This is a genomic window from Pseudomonas putida (genome assembly GCA_029953615.1).
Classification (GTDB): domain Bacteria; phylum Pseudomonadota; class Gammaproteobacteria; order Pseudomonadales; family Pseudomonadaceae; genus Aquipseudomonas.
The window spans coordinates 3,697,399-3,714,333 of sequence record CP124529.1 but is presented as its reverse complement, the minus strand read 5'-3'; the positions used below and the strand labels follow the sequence as shown (position 1 = coordinate 3,714,333).

Sequence of the window (16,935 nt, the reverse complement as noted above, 5' to 3'; positions counted from 1 at the left end):
GCAAAAAGGCGCCGGCTGCCCCTGCTTGCTGGGCAAGCGGGGCAACACGGCGCCTTTGTCGTGAGGTTTTTGTGGGCTGTCGACGTTGATAGCCCTGGGTAGCGGTAGATCAGCAATTAATGGGCCAGCTGTGCCGGCCCTTTCGCGGGCATGCCCGCTCCCACAGGGATATCGCAAGGCCTGAGGGCAGTGCTGTACCTGTGGGAGCGGGCGTGCCCGCGAAGTGGCCGGTACAGGCTGTGCACCATGCGATGGCAACCCCACACCCCATGGCGCTATGCTGGGGCACATTCCAGCACGAGCCACTGCACTCCCCCATGTCCCAGGTGATTATCAAGACCCCCGCCCAACTCGACCTGATGCGCCGCGCCGGCCAGCTGCTGGCCCAGGTGTTCGCGGACCTCGACAGCTTCATCCGCCCTGGCGTGACCACCATGCAGATCAACGACCGCGCCGAGGCGTTCATCATCGGCACGCTCAAGGCCCGCCCGGCGAGCAAGGGCCAGTACGGGTTCCCCTATTCGCTCAACACCTCGGTGGACCATGTGGTGTGCCATGGCATGCCCAAGGTCGATGAAGTGCTGAAGGAAGGCTCGATCATCAACGTCGACATCACCCTGGAACAGAACGGCTATATCGCCGACTCGTCGAAGATGTATAGCGTCGGGCCGATCAGCAATGAGGCGCAGCGCCTGGTCGACACCACCTATGACGCGCTATGGAAAGGCATCGAACAGGTACGCCCCGGGGCAACGCTGGGCGATGTCGGCCATGCCATCCAGACCCATGCAGAAGCGGCCGGCTACAGCGTCGTGCGTGAGTATTGCGGGCATGGCATTGGCCAGCAGATGCATGAAGGGCCGGAGGTACTGCACATTGGCCAGCGCGGGATGGGCCTGAAGTTGCAGCCGGGGATGGTGTTCACCATCGAACCGATGATCAACCAGGGCGGGCGCGGGACGCGCACCTTGAAAGATGGTTGGACAGTGATAACCCGTGACCACAGCTTGTCGGCTCAGTGGGAGCATACGGTGGCGGTGACCGAGGATGGGTTTGAAGTGCTGACGTTGCGGGAAGAAGAGCATCGCCGCTGAGATTGCCGGGGCTGCTTTGCAGCCCATTCGCCGGCAAGCCAGCTCCCACAGGGATAGCGCATGGCTTGAGATCAACGCGGTCGAGGTGGGAGCTGGCTTGCCGGCGATGAGGCCCTGACAGGCAATAGAAGATAGTTTTTTGCTCAATGCAGAAACAAAAAAAGCGACCCTAAGGTCGCTTTCTCTGTGACTTCCGGGTGTTCAGTAGGCCCTGGAAGCGGAAATATGGCGCAGCGGACGGGACTCGAACCCGCGACCCCCGGCGTGACAGGCCGGTATTCTAACCGACTGAACTACCGCTGCGCTAAACATCGAGTGGTGGGTGATGACGGGATCGAACCGCCGACCCTCTGCTTGTAAGGCAGATGCTCTCCCGGCTGAGCTAATCACCCATGTCTCTCGGTGTGGCGCGCATTCTACGGGCGACTTGGCGCTCTGGCAAGCTCTTATCGAACTTTTTGCAAATTTCGCTGAAACACCAAATCGCAGGCACAAAAAAAGCGACCATGAGGTCGCTTTCTCTGTTACTCCCGGGTGTTCAGTAGGCCCTGGAAGTGAAATATGGCGCAGCGGACGGGACTCGAACCCGCGACCCCCGGCGTGACAGGCCGGTATTCTAACCGACTGAACTACCGCTGCGCTAAACATCGAGTGGTGGGTGATGACGGGATCGAACCGCCGACCCTCTGCTTGTAAGGCAGATGCTCTCCCGGCTGAGCTAATTCACCCTTCGTCTCGGTGTGGCGCGCATTCTACGGACGGCTCCGTACACTGGCAAGCACTTTTTCAACTTTTTTCAAAAAAAAACTCAGGCCTTTCAAAGACCTAGCGTTCCCTCGTGCATCTTTGCATCCAACAACGGCTACTGGCACTCCGACAGGGTTGGCCTGAGACCGCCGCTCGGAGAATAATGCGCGCCTTATGCATTAAGGAGAGATTGCCCCTCATGTGGTTCAAGAACCTGCTGACCTACCGCCTGACCCAGGATGTCCCGTTCGAGCCTGAAGCGCTGGAAGCGGCCCTGGCCAGCAAGCCGGCCCGCCCCTGCGCCAGCCAGGAGCTGACCACCTATGGTTTCGTCGCGCCGTTCGGCAAAGGCGAAGACGCTCCCCTGGTGCATGTCAGCGGCGAGTACCTGCTGATTGCCGCGCGCAAGGAAGAACGCATCCTGCCAAGCAGCGTGGTCAATGACGCGGTGAAGGAAAAGGTCGAAGAGATCGAGACCGAGCAGATGCGCAAGGTCTATAAAAAGGAACGCGACCAGATCAAGGACGAGATCATCCAGGCCTTCCTGCCGCGCGCGTTCATCCGCCGCTCGATGATCTTCGCCGCCATCGCCCCGCGCCTGGGCATGGTCCTGGTCAATTCCGCCAGCGCCAAGCGTGCCGAAGACCTGCTGTCGACCCTGCGTGAAGTGATGGGCTCGCTGCCGGTGCGCCCGGCCACCGTGAAAATCGCACCGGTCGCTACCATGACCGAGTGGGTCAAGTCGCAGCAAGCTGCCGAAGGCTTCTATGTGCTGGACGAATGCGAACTGCGCGACACCGCCGAAGACGGCGGCATCGTGCGCTGCAAGCGCCAGGACCTGACCGGCGAGGAAATCCAGCTGCACCTGAGCACTGGCAAGGTGGTCACCCAGTTGGCCCTTGCCTGGCAGGACAAGCTGTCGTTCATTCTGGATGACAAGATGGTGATCAAGCGCCTGAAGTTCGAAGAACTGCTGCAGGAGCAGGCCGAACAGGACGGTGGCGATGAGGCTGCCCAGCAGTTCGATGCCAGCTTCCAGTTGATGATGATGACCTTTGCCGAATTCCTGCCGGTGCTGTTCGAGGCGCTGGGCGGGGAAGAGATCCCGCAGGGGGTTTGAGTGGTCTGAAATGCCGGTGCTGGCCTGAAAATCATTTTTCGCCTGCACCGGCCCTTTCGCGGGTGAACCCGCTCCCACAGGTACCGCACAGGTCTGAAAATTGTGGAGATCCCTGTGGGAGCGGGTTTACCCGCGAAGCCGCCCGCACAGGCTTGCCCAGAGGGCTGCATATGTGCACCATGGCATTCCACTGTGAGGACGACCTCACGACGCACCGCGTGACCATTCCGGGGACGGCCCCATCCTTCACAACGATGGAGACGCACCATGTCCTGGATCATCCTGTTCTTCGCCGGCCTGTTCGAGGTCGGCTGGGCCGTCGGCCTGAAATACACCGACGGCTTCAGCAAGCCACTGCCCACCGTCCTCACCGTCGCCGCCATGGCCATCAGCCTGGGCCTGCTGGGCCTGGCCATGAAAGAGCTGCCGCTGGGCACCGCCTATGCCATCTGGACCGGCGTCGGCGCCGTCGGCACGGTGATCGCCGGCATCATCCTGTTCGGCGAGTCCATGGCCTTGGTACGCCTGGTCAGCGTGGCGCTGATCATTACAGGCCTGGTCGGCCTGAAAGTCAGCGCCAGCTAACCCCTTCCCACTAGCGCAGGTTACCGCGCAGGCGGCTGACCTGCTCACGCAACGCTTCTGGCTGCGCCGCCTCCACCGGGATGGCGGCGCCTGCCACGATGGTCACCCGCGACCACAGGCGCTTGAAAAAGCCCTTGGCCGGGTCACGGCTGAAGAAGCTGCCCCATAGCCCCTGCAAGGCCAGCGGAATGACCGGCACCGGGGTTTCTTCGAGGATGCGGTTGACGCCGCCCTTGAACACATCGATTTCGCCGTCCCCGGTCAGCTTGCCCTCCGGGAAGATGCATACCAGCTCGCCATCGGCCAGGTATTCGGCAATGCGCGCGAAAGCACGTTCATAGATGGCCAGGTCTTCGTTGCGCCCGGCAATCGGGATGGCGCCTGCGGTGCGGAACACGAAATTGAGCACCGGCAGGTTATAGATCTTGTAATACATGACAAAGCGTATCGGCCGCCGGATCGCCCCGCCCAGCAGCAGCGCATCGACGAACGACACGTGGTTGCACACCAGTAGCGCCGCGCCTTCGTCGGGAATGCGCTCAAGGTCGCGGTGCTGCACGCGGTACATCGAATGGCTGAGCAGCCAGATCAGGAAGCGCATGGTGAACTCGGGCACGATCCTGAAGATATAGGCGTTGACCGCGATATTGAGCAGCGACACCACCAGGAACAGCTGCGGGATGCTCAAATCGGCCAGGCCCAGCAGGATAATGGTGAGCACTGCCGACACCACCATGAACAGGGCATTGAGGATGTTGTTGGCAGCAATCACCCGTGCGCGCTGGTCTTCGGCCGTGCGGGCCTGGATCAGTGCATACAGCGGTACGATGTAGAAGCCGCCGAAAACCCCAAGACCGACGATTGACAGCAGGATCCACCAGGCCTGGCCCATGCCCAGCAGCGCCAGCCAATCGTGCGGCGCCGCCGCAGCGGGTACATCGCCGGAGTGCCACCACCACAGCAGGCCGAACAGGCTCAGGCCGAACGAGCCGAACGGCACCAGGCCGATTTCCACCTTGCGCCCGCTCAGCCGCTCGCATAGCAGCGAACCCAGGGCAATCCCCACCGAAAACAAGGTCAGTACCAGGGTCACCACCGTGCCATCACCGTGCAGCCAGTCCTTGGCGTAGGCCGGGATCTGCGTGAGGTAGATGGCGCCGACGAACCAGAACCACGAGTTGCCGACGATCGAGCGCGACACTGCCGGGGGCTGCCCCAGGCCCATGCGCAGGATCGCCCACGACTGCTTGAAGATGTTCCAGTCCAGCGGCATTTGCGGTGACGCAGCAGCGGCCCGCGGGATCCAGCGGCTGGCCAGGTAGCCGAGCACGGCAGTGCCGACCACGCCACCGGCCACCACGGCGGCATAACTTTCGCTGGACATCATCACTCCTGCGCCGATAGTGCCGGCGAGGATCGCCAGGAAGGTACCGGTTTCAACCAGCCCGTTGCCGCCGACCAGTTCTTCTTCGCGCAGGGCCTGCGGCAGGATCGAGTACTTCACCGGGCCGAACAGCGCCGAGTGGGTTCCCATGCCGAACAGCGCCACCAGCATCAGCGCCAGGTGATTGGTGATGAAGCCGAGCGCGCCTACCGCCATGATCGCGATCTCGGCCAGCTTTATCGCCCGGATCAGCGCATCTTTGGCGAACTTTTCGCCAAACTGCCCGCCCAACGCCGAAAACAGGAAGAACGGCAGGATGAACAGCAAGGCGCACAGGTTGACCCAGATCGAACGATCACCGTCGCCCAGGCTGAGTTTGAACAGGATCGCCAGAATCAGCGACTGCTTGAACAGGTTGTCGTTGAAGGCACCCAGCGACTGGGTGATGAAAAACGGCAGGAAACGCCGCTTGCCGAGCAAGGTGAATTGCGAGGAGTGACTCATCGTCCTTGGTCCTGAGGGCTTTTCGATTGGAGGCGCGCCGGGCGCAACAAGCCACAAATCTGCATGGGAAATGCGCTGGCTGGCAAGCGCTCAAGGACTTCGCAGGGCTGTACCGGCCCTTTCGCGGGCACGCCCACTCCCACTGGGATATCACATGCCTTGAGGGCATGTGGGAGCGGGCGTGCCCGCGAAAGGCCTGCGCAGCAGGCCTCTGTTGGCATATGCTGGCCCCCGGCAAAACAGAACAACAAGGATGTGGCAATGCTCGCCGCCATAAAACGCTACCCGCACACCGTACGCCTGCTGCTTACCACCACCTTTACCCTCACCGTCGCCCGTGCCCTTACCCTGCCCTACCTGGTGGTGTACCTGGCCGACAACTTTCAGCTGCCGATCAGCCAGATCGGTCTGCTGATCGGTGGCGCGCTGATCATCGCCTCGCTGCTGAGCCTGTATGGCGGCCACCTGGTGGATACCTTGCGCAACCACACACTGGTCAGCGCCAGCACCCTGCTGTTTGCCCTGGCCTTCGTCGGCGCAGTCGCCAGCCACTCGGCGCTGCTGTTCTTTCTCTGCCTGGTGCTGATCAATCTGGCACTGGCAGTGGTCGACATCGCCGCCAAGGCGGGCTTCTGCGCGTTGCTCCCGGTGGAGGAACGGGCCGAAGTGTTCGCCATCAAGTACACCCTCAGCAACGTCGGCTACGCCGCCGGCCCGCTGCTTGGCGTGGCCATGCTGGAGCTGGATGAGCATATGCCGTTCATCGCCTCCGCCCTGCTCGGCCTGGGTATGTGCCTGGCCTACTGGCGCCTGGGTGACCGCAGCCTGCAGGCCAGTGTGCCGGACAAGCCCGGGGTCGGCTTTGGCCAGGTGGCATTAAGGCTGGCCCGTGACCGGCGGCTGGTATGCTTCACCTTGGGCGGGGTGCTGAGCGCGGTGGTGTTCGGCCAGTTCACCGCCTACCTTTCGCAGTACCTGGTGGTGACCAGCAGCCCGGCCGAGGCGGCGCGCCTGATCGGTTACCTGGTGACCACCAACGCAGTGACGGTGATTGCCTTGCAATACCTGATCGGCCGCCGTATCAGCCGCCAGCGCCTGATGCCCTGGCTGCTGGCCGGCATGGGCCTGTTCATCGCCGGGCTGCTGGGCTTTGCCCTGGCCGGCTCGGCGCTGGCCTGGTGCCTGGCGATGCTGGTGTTCACCCTGGGCGAGATCATCGTGATCCCGGCCGAGTACATGTTCATTGACCTGATCGCGCCGGAGCACTTGCGTGGGGTGTATTACGGTGCACAGAACCTGTCCAACCTCGGCGCGGCGCTGGGGCCGGTGATGGTGGGGTTTGCCCTGGTGCACCTGTGGCCGGGGGCGATCTTCTACCTGCTGGTGTTGTCGGTGATACTGGCAGGGGTGTTTTATTGGCTGGGTACCCGCACTAATTGATGTTGGCTGTACCGGCCTCTTCGCGGGCATGCCCGCTCCCACAGGGATATCACATGCCTTGAGGGCAGCGCCGTACCTGTGGGAGCGGGCGCGCCCGCGAAGAGGCCAGTACAGGATGCCCCCTGCGACCACCTGCCACTGCGACCATCGTCTGCGCTGACGAAGCGGCACCTGCGTGCCAGACTGATTGATCGGGACCGCGTTATCTTTTTGCTTCGGAGTTTTCATGTCGTTGTCCAGCGGGCTGATCGCCGTGGTCGCCCTGGCCTATATGGCCATCATGTTCGCCATCGCCTTCTATGGCGACCGCCGCAGCACGCCGTTGCCGCCGAAGCTGCGTGCCTGGGTGTACAGCCTGTCGCTGGCCGTGTACTGCACCAGCTGGACCTTCTTCGGCGCGGTCGGCCAGGCCGCCGAACAGCTCTGGGCCTTCCTGCCGATCTACCTGGGCCCGGTGCTGCTGCTGATCTTCGCGCCCTGGGTGCTGCAGAAGATGGTGCTGATCAGCAAACAACAGAACATCACCTCGATTGCCGACTTCATCGCCGCGCGCTACGGCAAGTCGCAGTCCCTGGCGGTGGTCGTGGCGCTGATCTGCCTGGTCGGCGTGCTGCCGTATATCGCCTTGCAGCTCAAGGGCATCGTGCTCGGCGTCAACTTGCTGATCGGCGCCAATGCCGACGCCACTGGCACCCGCGTACAGGACACCGCGCTGGTTGTTTCACTGGTGCTGGCACTGTTTGCCATCGTCTTCGGTACCCGCAGCCTGGACGTGACCGAACACCACCGCGGCATGGTCCTGGCGATTGCCTTCGAATCGCTGATCAAGCTGCTGGCCTTCCTGGCCGTGGGCATATTCGTTGTCTTCAATCTGTATGACGGCTTCGACGACCTGTTCAGCCAGGCCCGCCAGTCGATCCACCTGCAGGACTATTGGCAGGAAACCATCAACTGGCCGTCGATGGTGGTACAGACCGCCGTGGCGATGATGGCAATCATCTGCCTGCCGCGGCAGTTCCACGTCACCGTGGTGGAGAACATCGAGCCCCAGGACATGCGCCTGGCACGCTGGGTTTTCCCGATGTACCTGGCGCTGGCCGCGCTGTTCGTGGTGCCGATCGCCCTGGCCGGGCAGATGCTGCTGCCGGGCACAGTGATTTCCGACTCGTTCGTCATCAGCCTGCCGCTGGCCGAGGCCCACCCGAGCCTGGCCTTGCTGGCATTCATCGGTGGCGCCTCGGCGGCCACCGGCATGGTCATCGTCGAGGCCGTGGCGCTGTCGACCATGGTCTCCAACGACATGCTGCTGCCCTGGCTGCTGCGCCGGACCAACGCCGAGCGGCCGTTCGAAGCGTTTCGCCACTGGATGCTCTCGGTACGCCGGGTGACCATCGTGGTGATCCTGCTGCTGGCCTATGTCAGCTACCGCCTGCTGGGCTCCACCGCCAGCCTGGCGACCATCGGCCAGATCGCCTTCGCCGCCGTGACCCAGCTGACACCGGCCATGCTCGGGGCGCTGTACTGGAAGCAGGCCAACCGCCGTGGTGTGTTCGCCGGCCTGGCCGCAGGTATTTTCCTGTGGTTCTACACCCTGGTGCTGCCGATTGCCGCGCACAGCGTGGGCTGGCCGCTGCAGTTGTTCCCAGGGCTTGCGTGGCTGCACGGCAACCCGCTGAACCTGCCGATCAGCCCGCTGACCCAGGGGGTGGTGCTATCACTGGCGGGCAACTTCACCCTGTTCGCCTGGGTTTCGGTGCTGTCGCGCACGCGGGTTTCCGAGCATTGGCAGGCCGGCCGCTTCATCGGCCAGCAGACCAGCGCCAGGCCCAGCAGCAAGCCGCTGCTGGCGGTGCAGATCGACGACCTGCTGACCCTGGCCTCGCGTTTCGTCGGTGAAGAACGCGCCAGGCAAAGCTTCATCCGCTTCGCCTACCGCCAGGGCAAGGGCTTCAACCCCAACCAGAACGCCGACGGCGACTGGATCGAACATACCGAACGCCTGCTGGCCGGGGTGCTCGGCACCTCGTCGACCCGCGCCGTGGTCAAGGCCGCCATCGAAGGCCGCGACATGCAGCTGGAAGACGTGGTGCGTATCGCCGACGAAGCCAGCGAGGTACTGCAGTTCAACCGCGCCCTGCTGCAAGGGGCCATCGAGAATATCAACCAGGGCATCAGCGTGGTCGACCAGAACCTGCACCTGGTGGCCTGGAACCGCCGTTACCTGGAACTGTTCAACTACCCCGACGGGCTGATCAGCGTGGGTCGACCGATCGCCGACATCATCCGCTACAACGCCGAGCGCGGCCTGTGCGGCCCGGGCGAGGCGCAGGTGCATGTAGCGCGGCGCCTGCACTGGATGCGCCAGGGCCGTGCGCACTCCTCCGAACGCCTGTTCCCCAATGGCCGGGTAATCGAACTGATCGGCAACCCGATGCCCGGCGGCGGTTTCGTCATGAGCTTCACCGACATCACGCCGTTCCGCGAGGCCGAACAGGCCCTGCGCGATGCCAACGAAGGCCTGGAGCAACGGGTGGCGGAGCGCACTCAAGAGCTGTCGCAACTGAACCAGGCGTTGTCCGAAGCAAAAAGCCGTGCCGAAGCGGTGAGCCAGTCCAAGACCCGCTTCCTGGCCGCAGTCAGCCACGACCTGATGCAGCCGCTGAACGCCGCCCGGCTGTTCTCCGCCGCGTTGTCGCAGCAGGCCGAGGGCATGAATGAAGAAGCCCGGCAGTTGGTGCAGCACATGGACAGCTCGCTGCGCTCGGCCGAAGAGTTGATCAGCGACCTGCTGGACATCTCGCGCCTGGAAAACGGCAAGATCACCCCGGATGCCAAGCCCTTCGCCCTCAACGAACTGTTCGACACCCTGGGCGCCGAATTCAAGGTGCTGGCCGCCGAAAAAGGCCTGGAGTTCCGCCTGCGCGGCAGCCGCCTGCGGGTGGACAGCGACATGAAGCTGCTGCGCCGGGTGCTGCAGAACTTCCTGACCAACGCCCTGCGCTATGGCAAGAGCCCGATCCTGCTGGGCGCACGGCGCCAGGGCGAACAGTTGTGGCTTGAAGTGTGGGACCGCGGCCCAGGCATCGCCGACGACAAGCTGCAGGAGATATTCCAGGAGTTCAAGCGCCTGGACAGCCACCAGACCCGTGCCGAGAAGGGCCTGGGCCTGGGCCTGGCGATCGCCGACGGCCTGTGCAGGGTGCTAGGGCACAAGCTGGAAGTGCGCTCGTGGCCTGGCAAGGGCACGGTGTTCCGCGTCAGCGTACCGATTGCCCGCCAGGCCGCCCCGGCGCCCAGCGCCCCGGTGGAACAGGGCGGCCAGCCACTGGCCGGGTTGCAGGTTCTGTGCGTGGACAACGAAGACAGCATCCTGATCGGCATGAACAGCCTGCTCAGCCGCTGGGGCTGCCAGGTGTGGACCGCGCGCAACCGCGTCGAATGCGAGGCCCTGCTGGCCGAGGGCATGCGCCCGCATCTGGCACTGGTGGACTACCACCTGGACGACGGCGAGACCGGTACCGGGCTGATGGGCTGGCTACGCGCGCGCCTGGGTGAGCCGGTACCAGGCGTGGTGATCAGCGCCGACGGCAGCAAGGAAACCATCGCCATGGTGCATGCCACTGGCCTGGACTACCTGGCCAAGCCGGTCAAGCCGGCGGCCCTGCGCGCCATGCTCAATCGCCATCTGAGCCTGGTTCAGTAAGCGCTTCATCCGCCAACGCCTCGTCGGACAGCGCCCGCTCCAGCAGGTCGGCCGACAGGCTCTTGCTGGCGCGGGCGCCCAGCAGCTTCAGCTGTTCGCTGCGGCTGACCAGGTTGCCGCGCCCTTCGCACAGCTTGTTGCGCGCGGCGGCATAGGCCTTGTCCACCTGCTGCAGGCGATTGCCCAGCTCGTCGAGGTCCTGGATGAACAGCACGAACTTGTCGTACAGCCAGCCGGCACGCTCGGCGATCTCACGGGCGTTCTGGCCCTGGCGTTCCTGCTTCCACAGGCTGTCGATGACCCGCAGGGTGGCCAGCAATGTAGTCGGGCTGACGATCACGATCTGCCGGTCGAAAGCCTCCTGGAACAGGTTCGGCTCGGCCTGCAAGGCTGCCGAGAAGGCTGCCTCGATCGGCACGAACAGCAGCACGAAATCCAGGCTGTGCAGGCCTTCGAGGCGGTTGTAGTCCTTGCTGGAGAGGCCTTTGACATGGCTGCGCAGCGACTGCACGTGCTGCTTGAGCGCGGCCTCGTCATTACCGGCGACAAACTGCTGGTAGGCGGTGAGGCTGACCTTGGCATCCACCACCACCTGCTTGTCACCGGGCAGCATGATCAGCACATCAGGCTGGAAGCGCTCGCCGTCGGCGCTTTTCAGGCTGACCTGGGTCTGGTATTCGCGACCCTTTTCCAGGCCGGCATGCTCCAATACCCGCTCGAGGATCAGCTCACCCCAGTTGCCCTGGGTTTTCTGGCCTTTCAGCGCCTGGGTCAGGTTGGTGGCTTCGTCGGACAGGCGCAGGTTGAGCTGCTGCAGGCGCTCCAGTTCCTTGCCCAGCGAGAAGCGTTCGCGGGCTTCCTGCTGGTAGCTTTCCTCCACGCGTTTTTCGAAGGCCTGGATACGCTCCTTGAGCGGGTCGAGCAACTGGCCGAGATGCTGCTGACTGGTCTGGGCGAAGCGCTGCTCGCGCTCGTCGAAGATCTTGGTGGCCATGTCGGCGAACTGGGCGCGCAGGGTGTCGCGGGCTTCCTGCAGGTCTTCCAGGCGCTGCTGGTGGTTTTCCTGCTGCTCGCGCAGTTCGGCCTCCAGCCGCGCGGACTGGGCCTCCAGCCGACGCAACTCGGCTTCGCGGCTGGCCCGCTCGATGCTCCAGGCATGGGCGGCATCACGGGCATTGTCGCGGTCGATCTGCAGCAGTTCCAGCTCACGGCCCTGGGCGGCCAGCTGGGTCTGCTTGAGGGTATTGGCTTCGCTGAGGTCGCTGACCTCGTCGCGGCTGGCGTCCAGTTGCGCCTGCAGGCCGGCCTGGGCCAGCAGGGCAGCATTGAGGCGTTCTTCGAGCAAGGCCTGCTCGCCCTGCCGCACGCCCTGGCGGCGCTGCACCTGCATGACCCAACCCAGGCAAGGCAATGCACCTGCCACCAAGCCCAGCAGAATGCTGGCCAGATCCACTGTCATGCTTACCCCGAATGATCCTGATGATTGCGGTGCAGCTTATCAGCCAAAGCGACGTGTTGCCTGTGCCCGCGAAAGGGCCCGTACAGGCAACATACTCAGGCAGGAAACCACTGCCTCAGAAGCCGCCGTGCCTCCTGCGACCCCTGCCCCGCCGCTAGCTCCAGCCAGTACCGCGCCTGCTCCGGCGCGTTGTGCTGGCATAGCCGCGCATACTCCAGCTGCGCTCGCCGATCACCGGCGCGGGCGGCCTGGCGCAGCAGTTCATGGCCAATGCGCCGGTCACGGGCATTGCCGCAATCGCGGCACAACATCTGGCCCAGGCGGCTTTGCGCCACGACCACGCCCTGGCGCGCCGGCTGCTTCAACAGGTGCCCGGCCAGGTGCTTGACCTGCGGCTTGTCACCGAGGCGCGGGTTGTCGAGCAGCCACAAGGCCACTTTCAGGGAGAAACGTTCGGGGGGAGGCGCAGGCGTCGATGCAGTGGGGCTGGCGAGGTGTTTACCGCGAAACTTCATGGGCAACAGGTTTGGCAACTCGAAAGGCGCGCCACTCTACCCTTTTTTTAGCGCCCTGGCCTTTCGATTTCTGGCGGATTGAAAAAATTTTCAACGATCTTTTCTTGACGTTTTCAGGTGGATGACCAACCGGTCTCTCCGAGCATGTCGATTGTCGGACAGTTCGCCGTATTGCTGGCACGCCCGTCCTAGAGCAAGCGCACGGGACAATCCACAGTTCCTGTGGATAACTCGGTGGACAACCCCCTCTCATACCCCGCAAACCCGCCGTGAATTGGGGCTTTCGGTCAAACTGACGATTTTTTCACCAGCTGAAAATAGTGTTTTTTTTCATTGACTTAACCGCCCAGTCAAGGCATTGGCGAGGCTGCCGGGGCGTGTTGCCGAGCAGTTACAAGCGCTGCCCGAAATGTGAACAAGTGCACCCTGAACCTTCATTTGAGTGCACTGAATCGGTACATAAGGCCGGTTGCGGCCCTTTCCACCCCTCTTCCCAGTCGGGCAAATACGCGCCATACTGTTCGGCTGATCTGAACAACATCAAAGGCTTGCCAAGCGCCTTTTTTTCCGGTAAGGTGCGCCTCGTTAGTACCAAGCTGAAAGTCAATTCTGGCCTCAAGCGTCCTTGCAGTCCCTCCTCCCAAGAGTGGTGCTGCTGGAACCAGGACCGGCCTATTCGATGATTCACTCGCCAGCCTTGCGCTGTTCAAGCACGAATCACGTGACAGATTGATCAGGATCCCACCCCGACGGCCTAGAACCTTGGCCCCCGATGTGCTGCCTGCCTTCTGAAGTACCTACCAGTCAGCCCACGCGCCCACCTTTGATTGCGCTCCCTCTGGCTGCCCTGTTCCAGTCAGGTTCGTTCGTCCCTTAATAAAGGCGTCACTGGAACGTTTCTATCATGCACGGATCATAACCCCCGTGTTTAAAGCAGGAACCTCCAACAATATGCAAACCCATCATCAGATTCAGGCTGCCATTGGCACCCTCTCCCAGGCCTTCTCGCCGCTGAAGTGCCTTATCGTTGCCCCTCGCAAGGGGAGCTTCAGTTTCACCCTGGTAGACGAACACGGCGTCGCCTGCCACAGCGAGCGCCTGTACCCCGAACAGTACAGCCGCAGCGAACCGTTGCAGGCGGTCATCGCCCGCACCCGCCAGTCGCTCACTGCGTGAGCGGCGAATACCGCGGTATTCAAGCGCTGAATCATCCCATCGCAAGTCTGCCTGAACGTTCCGTGCGTAATTGCCTTAAGGCATATAGCCCGGCACCTCAGGCAGTAATCGATTTAAAAACAGCCCTTTACACCACGATTATCACACTACACTTCAACTCGAGCGGTGCTTACCGCTTCCGGCGGGCCTGATCATTCACCAGCTGCCAAGCTCCAGCGCCCGTCCGGCCCTTACCTGCTCGAGGGCATCATGGGTATCGCGGCGAATGAATTGTGTCAGTATGTGATACGACCCACCCTGGTCTACCTGAACCGTCACTGCGCCAGCGCCGAAGCCTTGTTGCTGGGCATCGCCGCCAGCCAGTCGGCCTTGGGGTCGGCCCTGCACGACCGCCGAGGGCATGGCCTGTACCGCATCGGCGAACACCGCCACCAGGCGATCTGGGACGACTACCTCGCCCGTGATCCCGACCTGGCCAGCCTGGTCCGCGGCCTGGCCAGCCAACACGCCTTCCTGGGCGGGCCTCATCTGGAACTCGCCGTCAACCTGCGCTACTCCACAGCCATCGCCTGGATGCTCGTCGAAGAGCAGGCCACGCCATTGCCTGCTGCTGACGATCTGCTCGCGCTGGCACGGATCTGGCGGCAGATTTTCAACCCCCAGGGTCGCCTGCGCGACTTCACCCACGCCTGGCATACCTGCATAGATCAGAGATTGCCGCAGGCATCTTAAGACGTGCCCTACAAAGTACCCGGAAAAAAGGGAATTTTGGTCGGATTGTCCTACAAAACCGCTCTATCTCCGGCGATTGCGGCTATAGCGCGGCGCGTGAATTGTTGGTAGCTTTTCGCCCCGGAGATCCCAAGGAGTTTCTAATAATGAAAAAAGTAATGCTCAAAGCCTCCCTCGGCGTAGCCGTTGCACTTGCTTCCAGCCAACTGCTTGCCAGCGGCTTCGCGCTGAACGAACAGAGCATCAGCAGCATGGGGACAGGTTTCGCGGGACGTTCTTCCTCTGCCGAAGATGCCAGCACCGTCTTTGGCAACCCGGCCGGCATGTCCCGCCTCAAGCGCGAACAGTTCACCGTGGGCGGCGCAGCCGTCATCGCCAAGACCGACATCTCGGGCCCGGGCAGCAATCTCGGGGGGGAAACCGATGGTGACATGGTGCCTGTAGTTGGCGTACCCATGGGTTATTACGTCAAGCCGATCGACGACCACTGGAGCGTCGGCTTCGGTGTCTATGTACCTTTCGGCCTGGTAACCGACTACGGCAGCGATGACGCCGCACGTTACTGGGGCAAAAAGAGCCACGTACAGGTTGTGACGTTCCAGCCGACTGTCAGCTATGCCTTCAACGACAAGGTTTCGATCGGTTTTGGTCCGACCATCAACCGCATCGAAGGGGAACTGGGTTCGAACCTGATCAACCCGTTCACCCCAGGCCGCAATGACGGCGAAGTGAAGATCAAGGGTGACGATACCGCCGTTGGTTACAACATCGGTATCTTGGTGCAGGCGACCGACCGTACCCGTGTCGGCCTGACCTACCACTCGATGGTCGACTACAAGCTCGAGGGCAAGACCCGCGTCAGCACGCCGCTGATCGGGCCGTTCAACGGCAACAAGTTCGATGCCACGCTGAAAATCAAGACGCCGGAATCGGTAGACCTCTCGGTCACGCACGAGCTGGACGACCAGTGGACCCTGTACGCAGGCAGTACCTGGACGCGCTGGAGCCGCCTGGAAAATATCACCGTGCAAAACGATGTTCCGGCGCCACTGGCAGGTTCGGCGTTCCAGACCATTACCGAAGAGCAGAACTGGCATGACACCTGGGCTCACGCCATTGGTGCATCGTACAAGGTCAACAAGGAGTGGGTGCTGCGTACAGGTTTCACTGTCGACCAGTCGCCAACCAACAACCATGACCGCTCGCCGCGTATCCCGACCGGCGACCGCCGGATTTTCAGCCTGGGTGCAGGCTGGAGCCCGAACGACGACATGACCATCGACGTCGCTTACTCCTACCTGTGGGAAGAAGACGTCAAGGTCAATCTGGCCAGCGCTACCAAAGGCACCTACCAGACCAAGTACGAGAACAGCGCTCACGGTATCGGTGCATCCCTCACCTACCGTTTCTGAGACGTACGCGTTACCTGAAAAACCGCCCTCGTGGCGGTTTTTTCAGGCCTGTACCTGCCAGCTGTCGCCCAGGCATTCGCGCAGGTAGTCCATGAACACACGCACTTTAGCGGTCATGGCGAAGCGGTCGGCCAGGCACAGGTAGATATCCATCGGTTCGGTCTGGGCATAGGCCTGGCCGTCATCGCTGTATTCGAACAACGGTACCAGCGCTCCAGCGGCCAGGTGCGGCCGCACGATGAACTCGGCCAGGCGGGTGATGCCGCCATCGTGCAGTGCCATCTGGGTCAGGGCATCGATGTCGTCGCTGATCAGGACACTGCCGAACTCTGCCTCGAACCGCAGCCCGTCGCGCACGAACCCCCAACGCAGGAAGCGCCCATCCACCGGGTAGCGGAACACCAGGCAACGGTGGTCACGCAAGGCTTCGGGCGTGGCCGGTACGCCGGCGCTTTGCAGGTAACCGGGCGAAGCACAGCAAATGAACGGGATACGGGCGATGTGCCGGGCCAGCAATTGGTCTTCCAGTTGCGGGGTAATGCGCAGGCTCACATCCACATCTTCCCGCGCATGGTTGACTCGGCGATCAGTCGTTACCAACTCTATCGAAAGCAGTGGGTAGCGAGCACTGAAGGCGGGTATCAAGGGTGCCAGGACGTGGCGACCGAAGGCGGACGTCGAGGCAATGCACAGCCGCCCCTGGGGTTCACTGTCGGGTGTGGTGACGGCCTGTTCGGCCAGGGCCAGGTCGCGCTCGATGTGCCTGACGCGTTCGTAATACTGGGTACCGGCGGGTGTCAGCGCCATACTGCGGGTAGTGCGGCTGAGCAGGCGAACCTGCAAGTGGCCTTCCAGGCGTGCCAGGTTCTGGCTGACAGCGGCCGGGCTCAGGCCCAGGTTGCGGGCACCGGCGGCGATGCTGCCGGCTTCGACTACCTTGATGAAACTGCGAATGGCATTGAGCAGGTCCATGCCGAGCCCTTGGATTCGTAAGAATCTCTTTATAAAGAACTCAGTACGGCTGGTCTACAGCTACTGCCCGGTGCGTTGCTAACCTGCGCCTT

General features: G+C 62.6%; 12 protein-coding genes and 4 tRNA genes. 8 read left to right on the top strand and 8 right to left on the bottom strand.

Annotated elements, in window-relative coordinates; genetic code table 11:
- Positions 1-317 precede the first annotated feature (317 nt).
- Positions 318-1,094: a type I methionyl aminopeptidase gene (map, locus tag QIY50_17090; GenBank protein WGV19121.1), complete on the top strand. Its 777-nt coding sequence runs from the start codon at positions 318-320 to the stop codon at positions 1,092-1,094.
- A gap of 226 nt (positions 1,095-1,320) precedes the next feature.
- Here the strand turns inward: map and QIY50_17085 are convergent.
- From QIY50_17085 to QIY50_17070, 4 genes are all read right to left on the bottom strand, one after another.
- Positions 1,321-1,397, bottom strand: a tRNA-Asp gene (locus tag QIY50_17085).
- A gap of 13 nt (positions 1,398-1,410) precedes the next feature.
- Positions 1,411-1,486, bottom strand: a tRNA-Val gene (locus QIY50_17080).
- 170 nt (positions 1,487-1,656) lie between these two features.
- Positions 1,657-1,733: transfer RNA gene (locus QIY50_17075), tRNA-Asp, on the bottom strand.
- A 13-nt stretch (positions 1,734-1,746) separates the two neighbouring features.
- Positions 1,747-1,823: transfer RNA gene (locus tag QIY50_17070), tRNA-Val, on the bottom strand.
- 217 nt (positions 1,824-2,040) lie between these two features.
- On the opposite strand from QIY50_17070, the gene rdgC reads away from it, so the two are divergent.
- Positions 2,041-2,961, top strand: a complete 921-nt coding sequence (rdgC, locus tag QIY50_17065) for a recombination-associated protein RdgC (protein ID WGV19120.1) — start codon at positions 2,041-2,043, stop codon at positions 2,959-2,961.
- Between the two features lie 267 nt (positions 2,962-3,228).
- A complete protein-coding gene (gene sugE, locus QIY50_17060; protein ID WGV19119.1) occupies positions 3,229-3,546 on the top strand; it encodes a quaternary ammonium compound efflux SMR transporter SugE in 318 nt (105 codons plus the stop codon).
- Between the two features lie 10 nt (positions 3,547-3,556).
- On the opposite strand, the gene QIY50_17055 is transcribed toward sugE, so the two are convergent.
- Complete coding sequence (locus QIY50_17055; protein ID WGV19118.1) at positions 3,557-5,434, bottom strand: MFS transporter; 1,878 nt, start codon at positions 5,432-5,434, stop codon at positions 3,557-3,559.
- A gap of 261 nt (positions 5,435-5,695) precedes the next feature.
- Here QIY50_17055 and QIY50_17050 point away from each other — a divergent pair, with 261 nt between their 5' ends.
- Together QIY50_17050 and QIY50_17045 are read left to right on the top strand one after the other, a co-directional pair.
- Positions 5,696-6,874, top strand: a complete 1,179-nt coding sequence (locus tag QIY50_17050; GenBank protein ID WGV19117.1) for an MFS transporter — start codon at positions 5,696-5,698, stop codon at positions 6,872-6,874.
- Positions 6,875-7,100: 226 nt separating this feature from the next.
- Entirely contained in the window at positions 7,101-10,577 is a 3,477-nt protein-coding gene (locus QIY50_17045; GenBank protein ID WGV19116.1) for a PAS-domain containing protein, read from the top strand.
- Here the strand turns inward: QIY50_17045 and rmuC are convergent.
- Both rmuC and QIY50_17035 read right to left on the bottom strand, forming a co-directional pair.
- Positions 10,549-11,922 carry a DNA recombination protein RmuC gene (rmuC, locus tag QIY50_17040; GenBank protein WGV23079.1) on the bottom strand — a complete coding sequence of 458 codons (1,374 nt, stop codon included), beginning with the start codon at positions 11,920-11,922 and terminating at the stop codon, positions 10,549-10,551. The genes QIY50_17045 and rmuC overlap by 29 nt on opposite strands.
- Positions 11,923-12,131: 209 nt before the next feature.
- A complete protein-coding gene (locus QIY50_17035; protein ID WGV19115.1) occupies positions 12,132-12,551 on the bottom strand; it encodes an SEL1-like repeat protein in 420 nt (139 codons plus the stop codon).
- Positions 12,552-13,502: 951 nt separating this feature from the next.
- Here QIY50_17035 and QIY50_17030 point away from each other — a divergent pair.
- The 3 genes from QIY50_17030 to QIY50_17020 all read left to right on the top strand — a co-directional run bounded on the left by QIY50_17030 (position 13,503) and on the right by QIY50_17020 (position 15,871).
- Entirely contained in the window at positions 13,503-13,727 is a 225-nt protein-coding gene (locus QIY50_17030; protein WGV19114.1) for a hypothetical protein, read from the top strand.
- A gap of 249 nt (positions 13,728-13,976) precedes the next feature.
- On the top strand, positions 13,977-14,459 hold the full coding sequence (locus tag QIY50_17025; GenBank protein WGV19113.1) for a hypothetical protein: 483 nt from the start codon (positions 13,977-13,979) through the stop codon (positions 14,457-14,459).
- Positions 14,460-14,605: 146 nt separating this feature from the next.
- Positions 14,606-15,871 carry an outer membrane protein transport protein gene (locus tag QIY50_17020; GenBank protein WGV19112.1) on the top strand — a complete coding sequence of 422 codons (1,266 nt, stop codon included), beginning with the start codon at positions 14,606-14,608 and terminating at the stop codon, positions 15,869-15,871.
- Between the two features lie 42 nt (positions 15,872-15,913).
- On the opposite strand, the gene QIY50_17015 is transcribed toward QIY50_17020, so the two are convergent.
- Positions 15,914-16,843: a LysR family transcriptional regulator gene (locus QIY50_17015; protein ID WGV19111.1), complete on the bottom strand. Its 930-nt coding sequence runs from the start codon at positions 16,841-16,843 to the stop codon at positions 15,914-15,916.
- Positions 16,844-16,935: the final 92 nt, after the last annotated feature.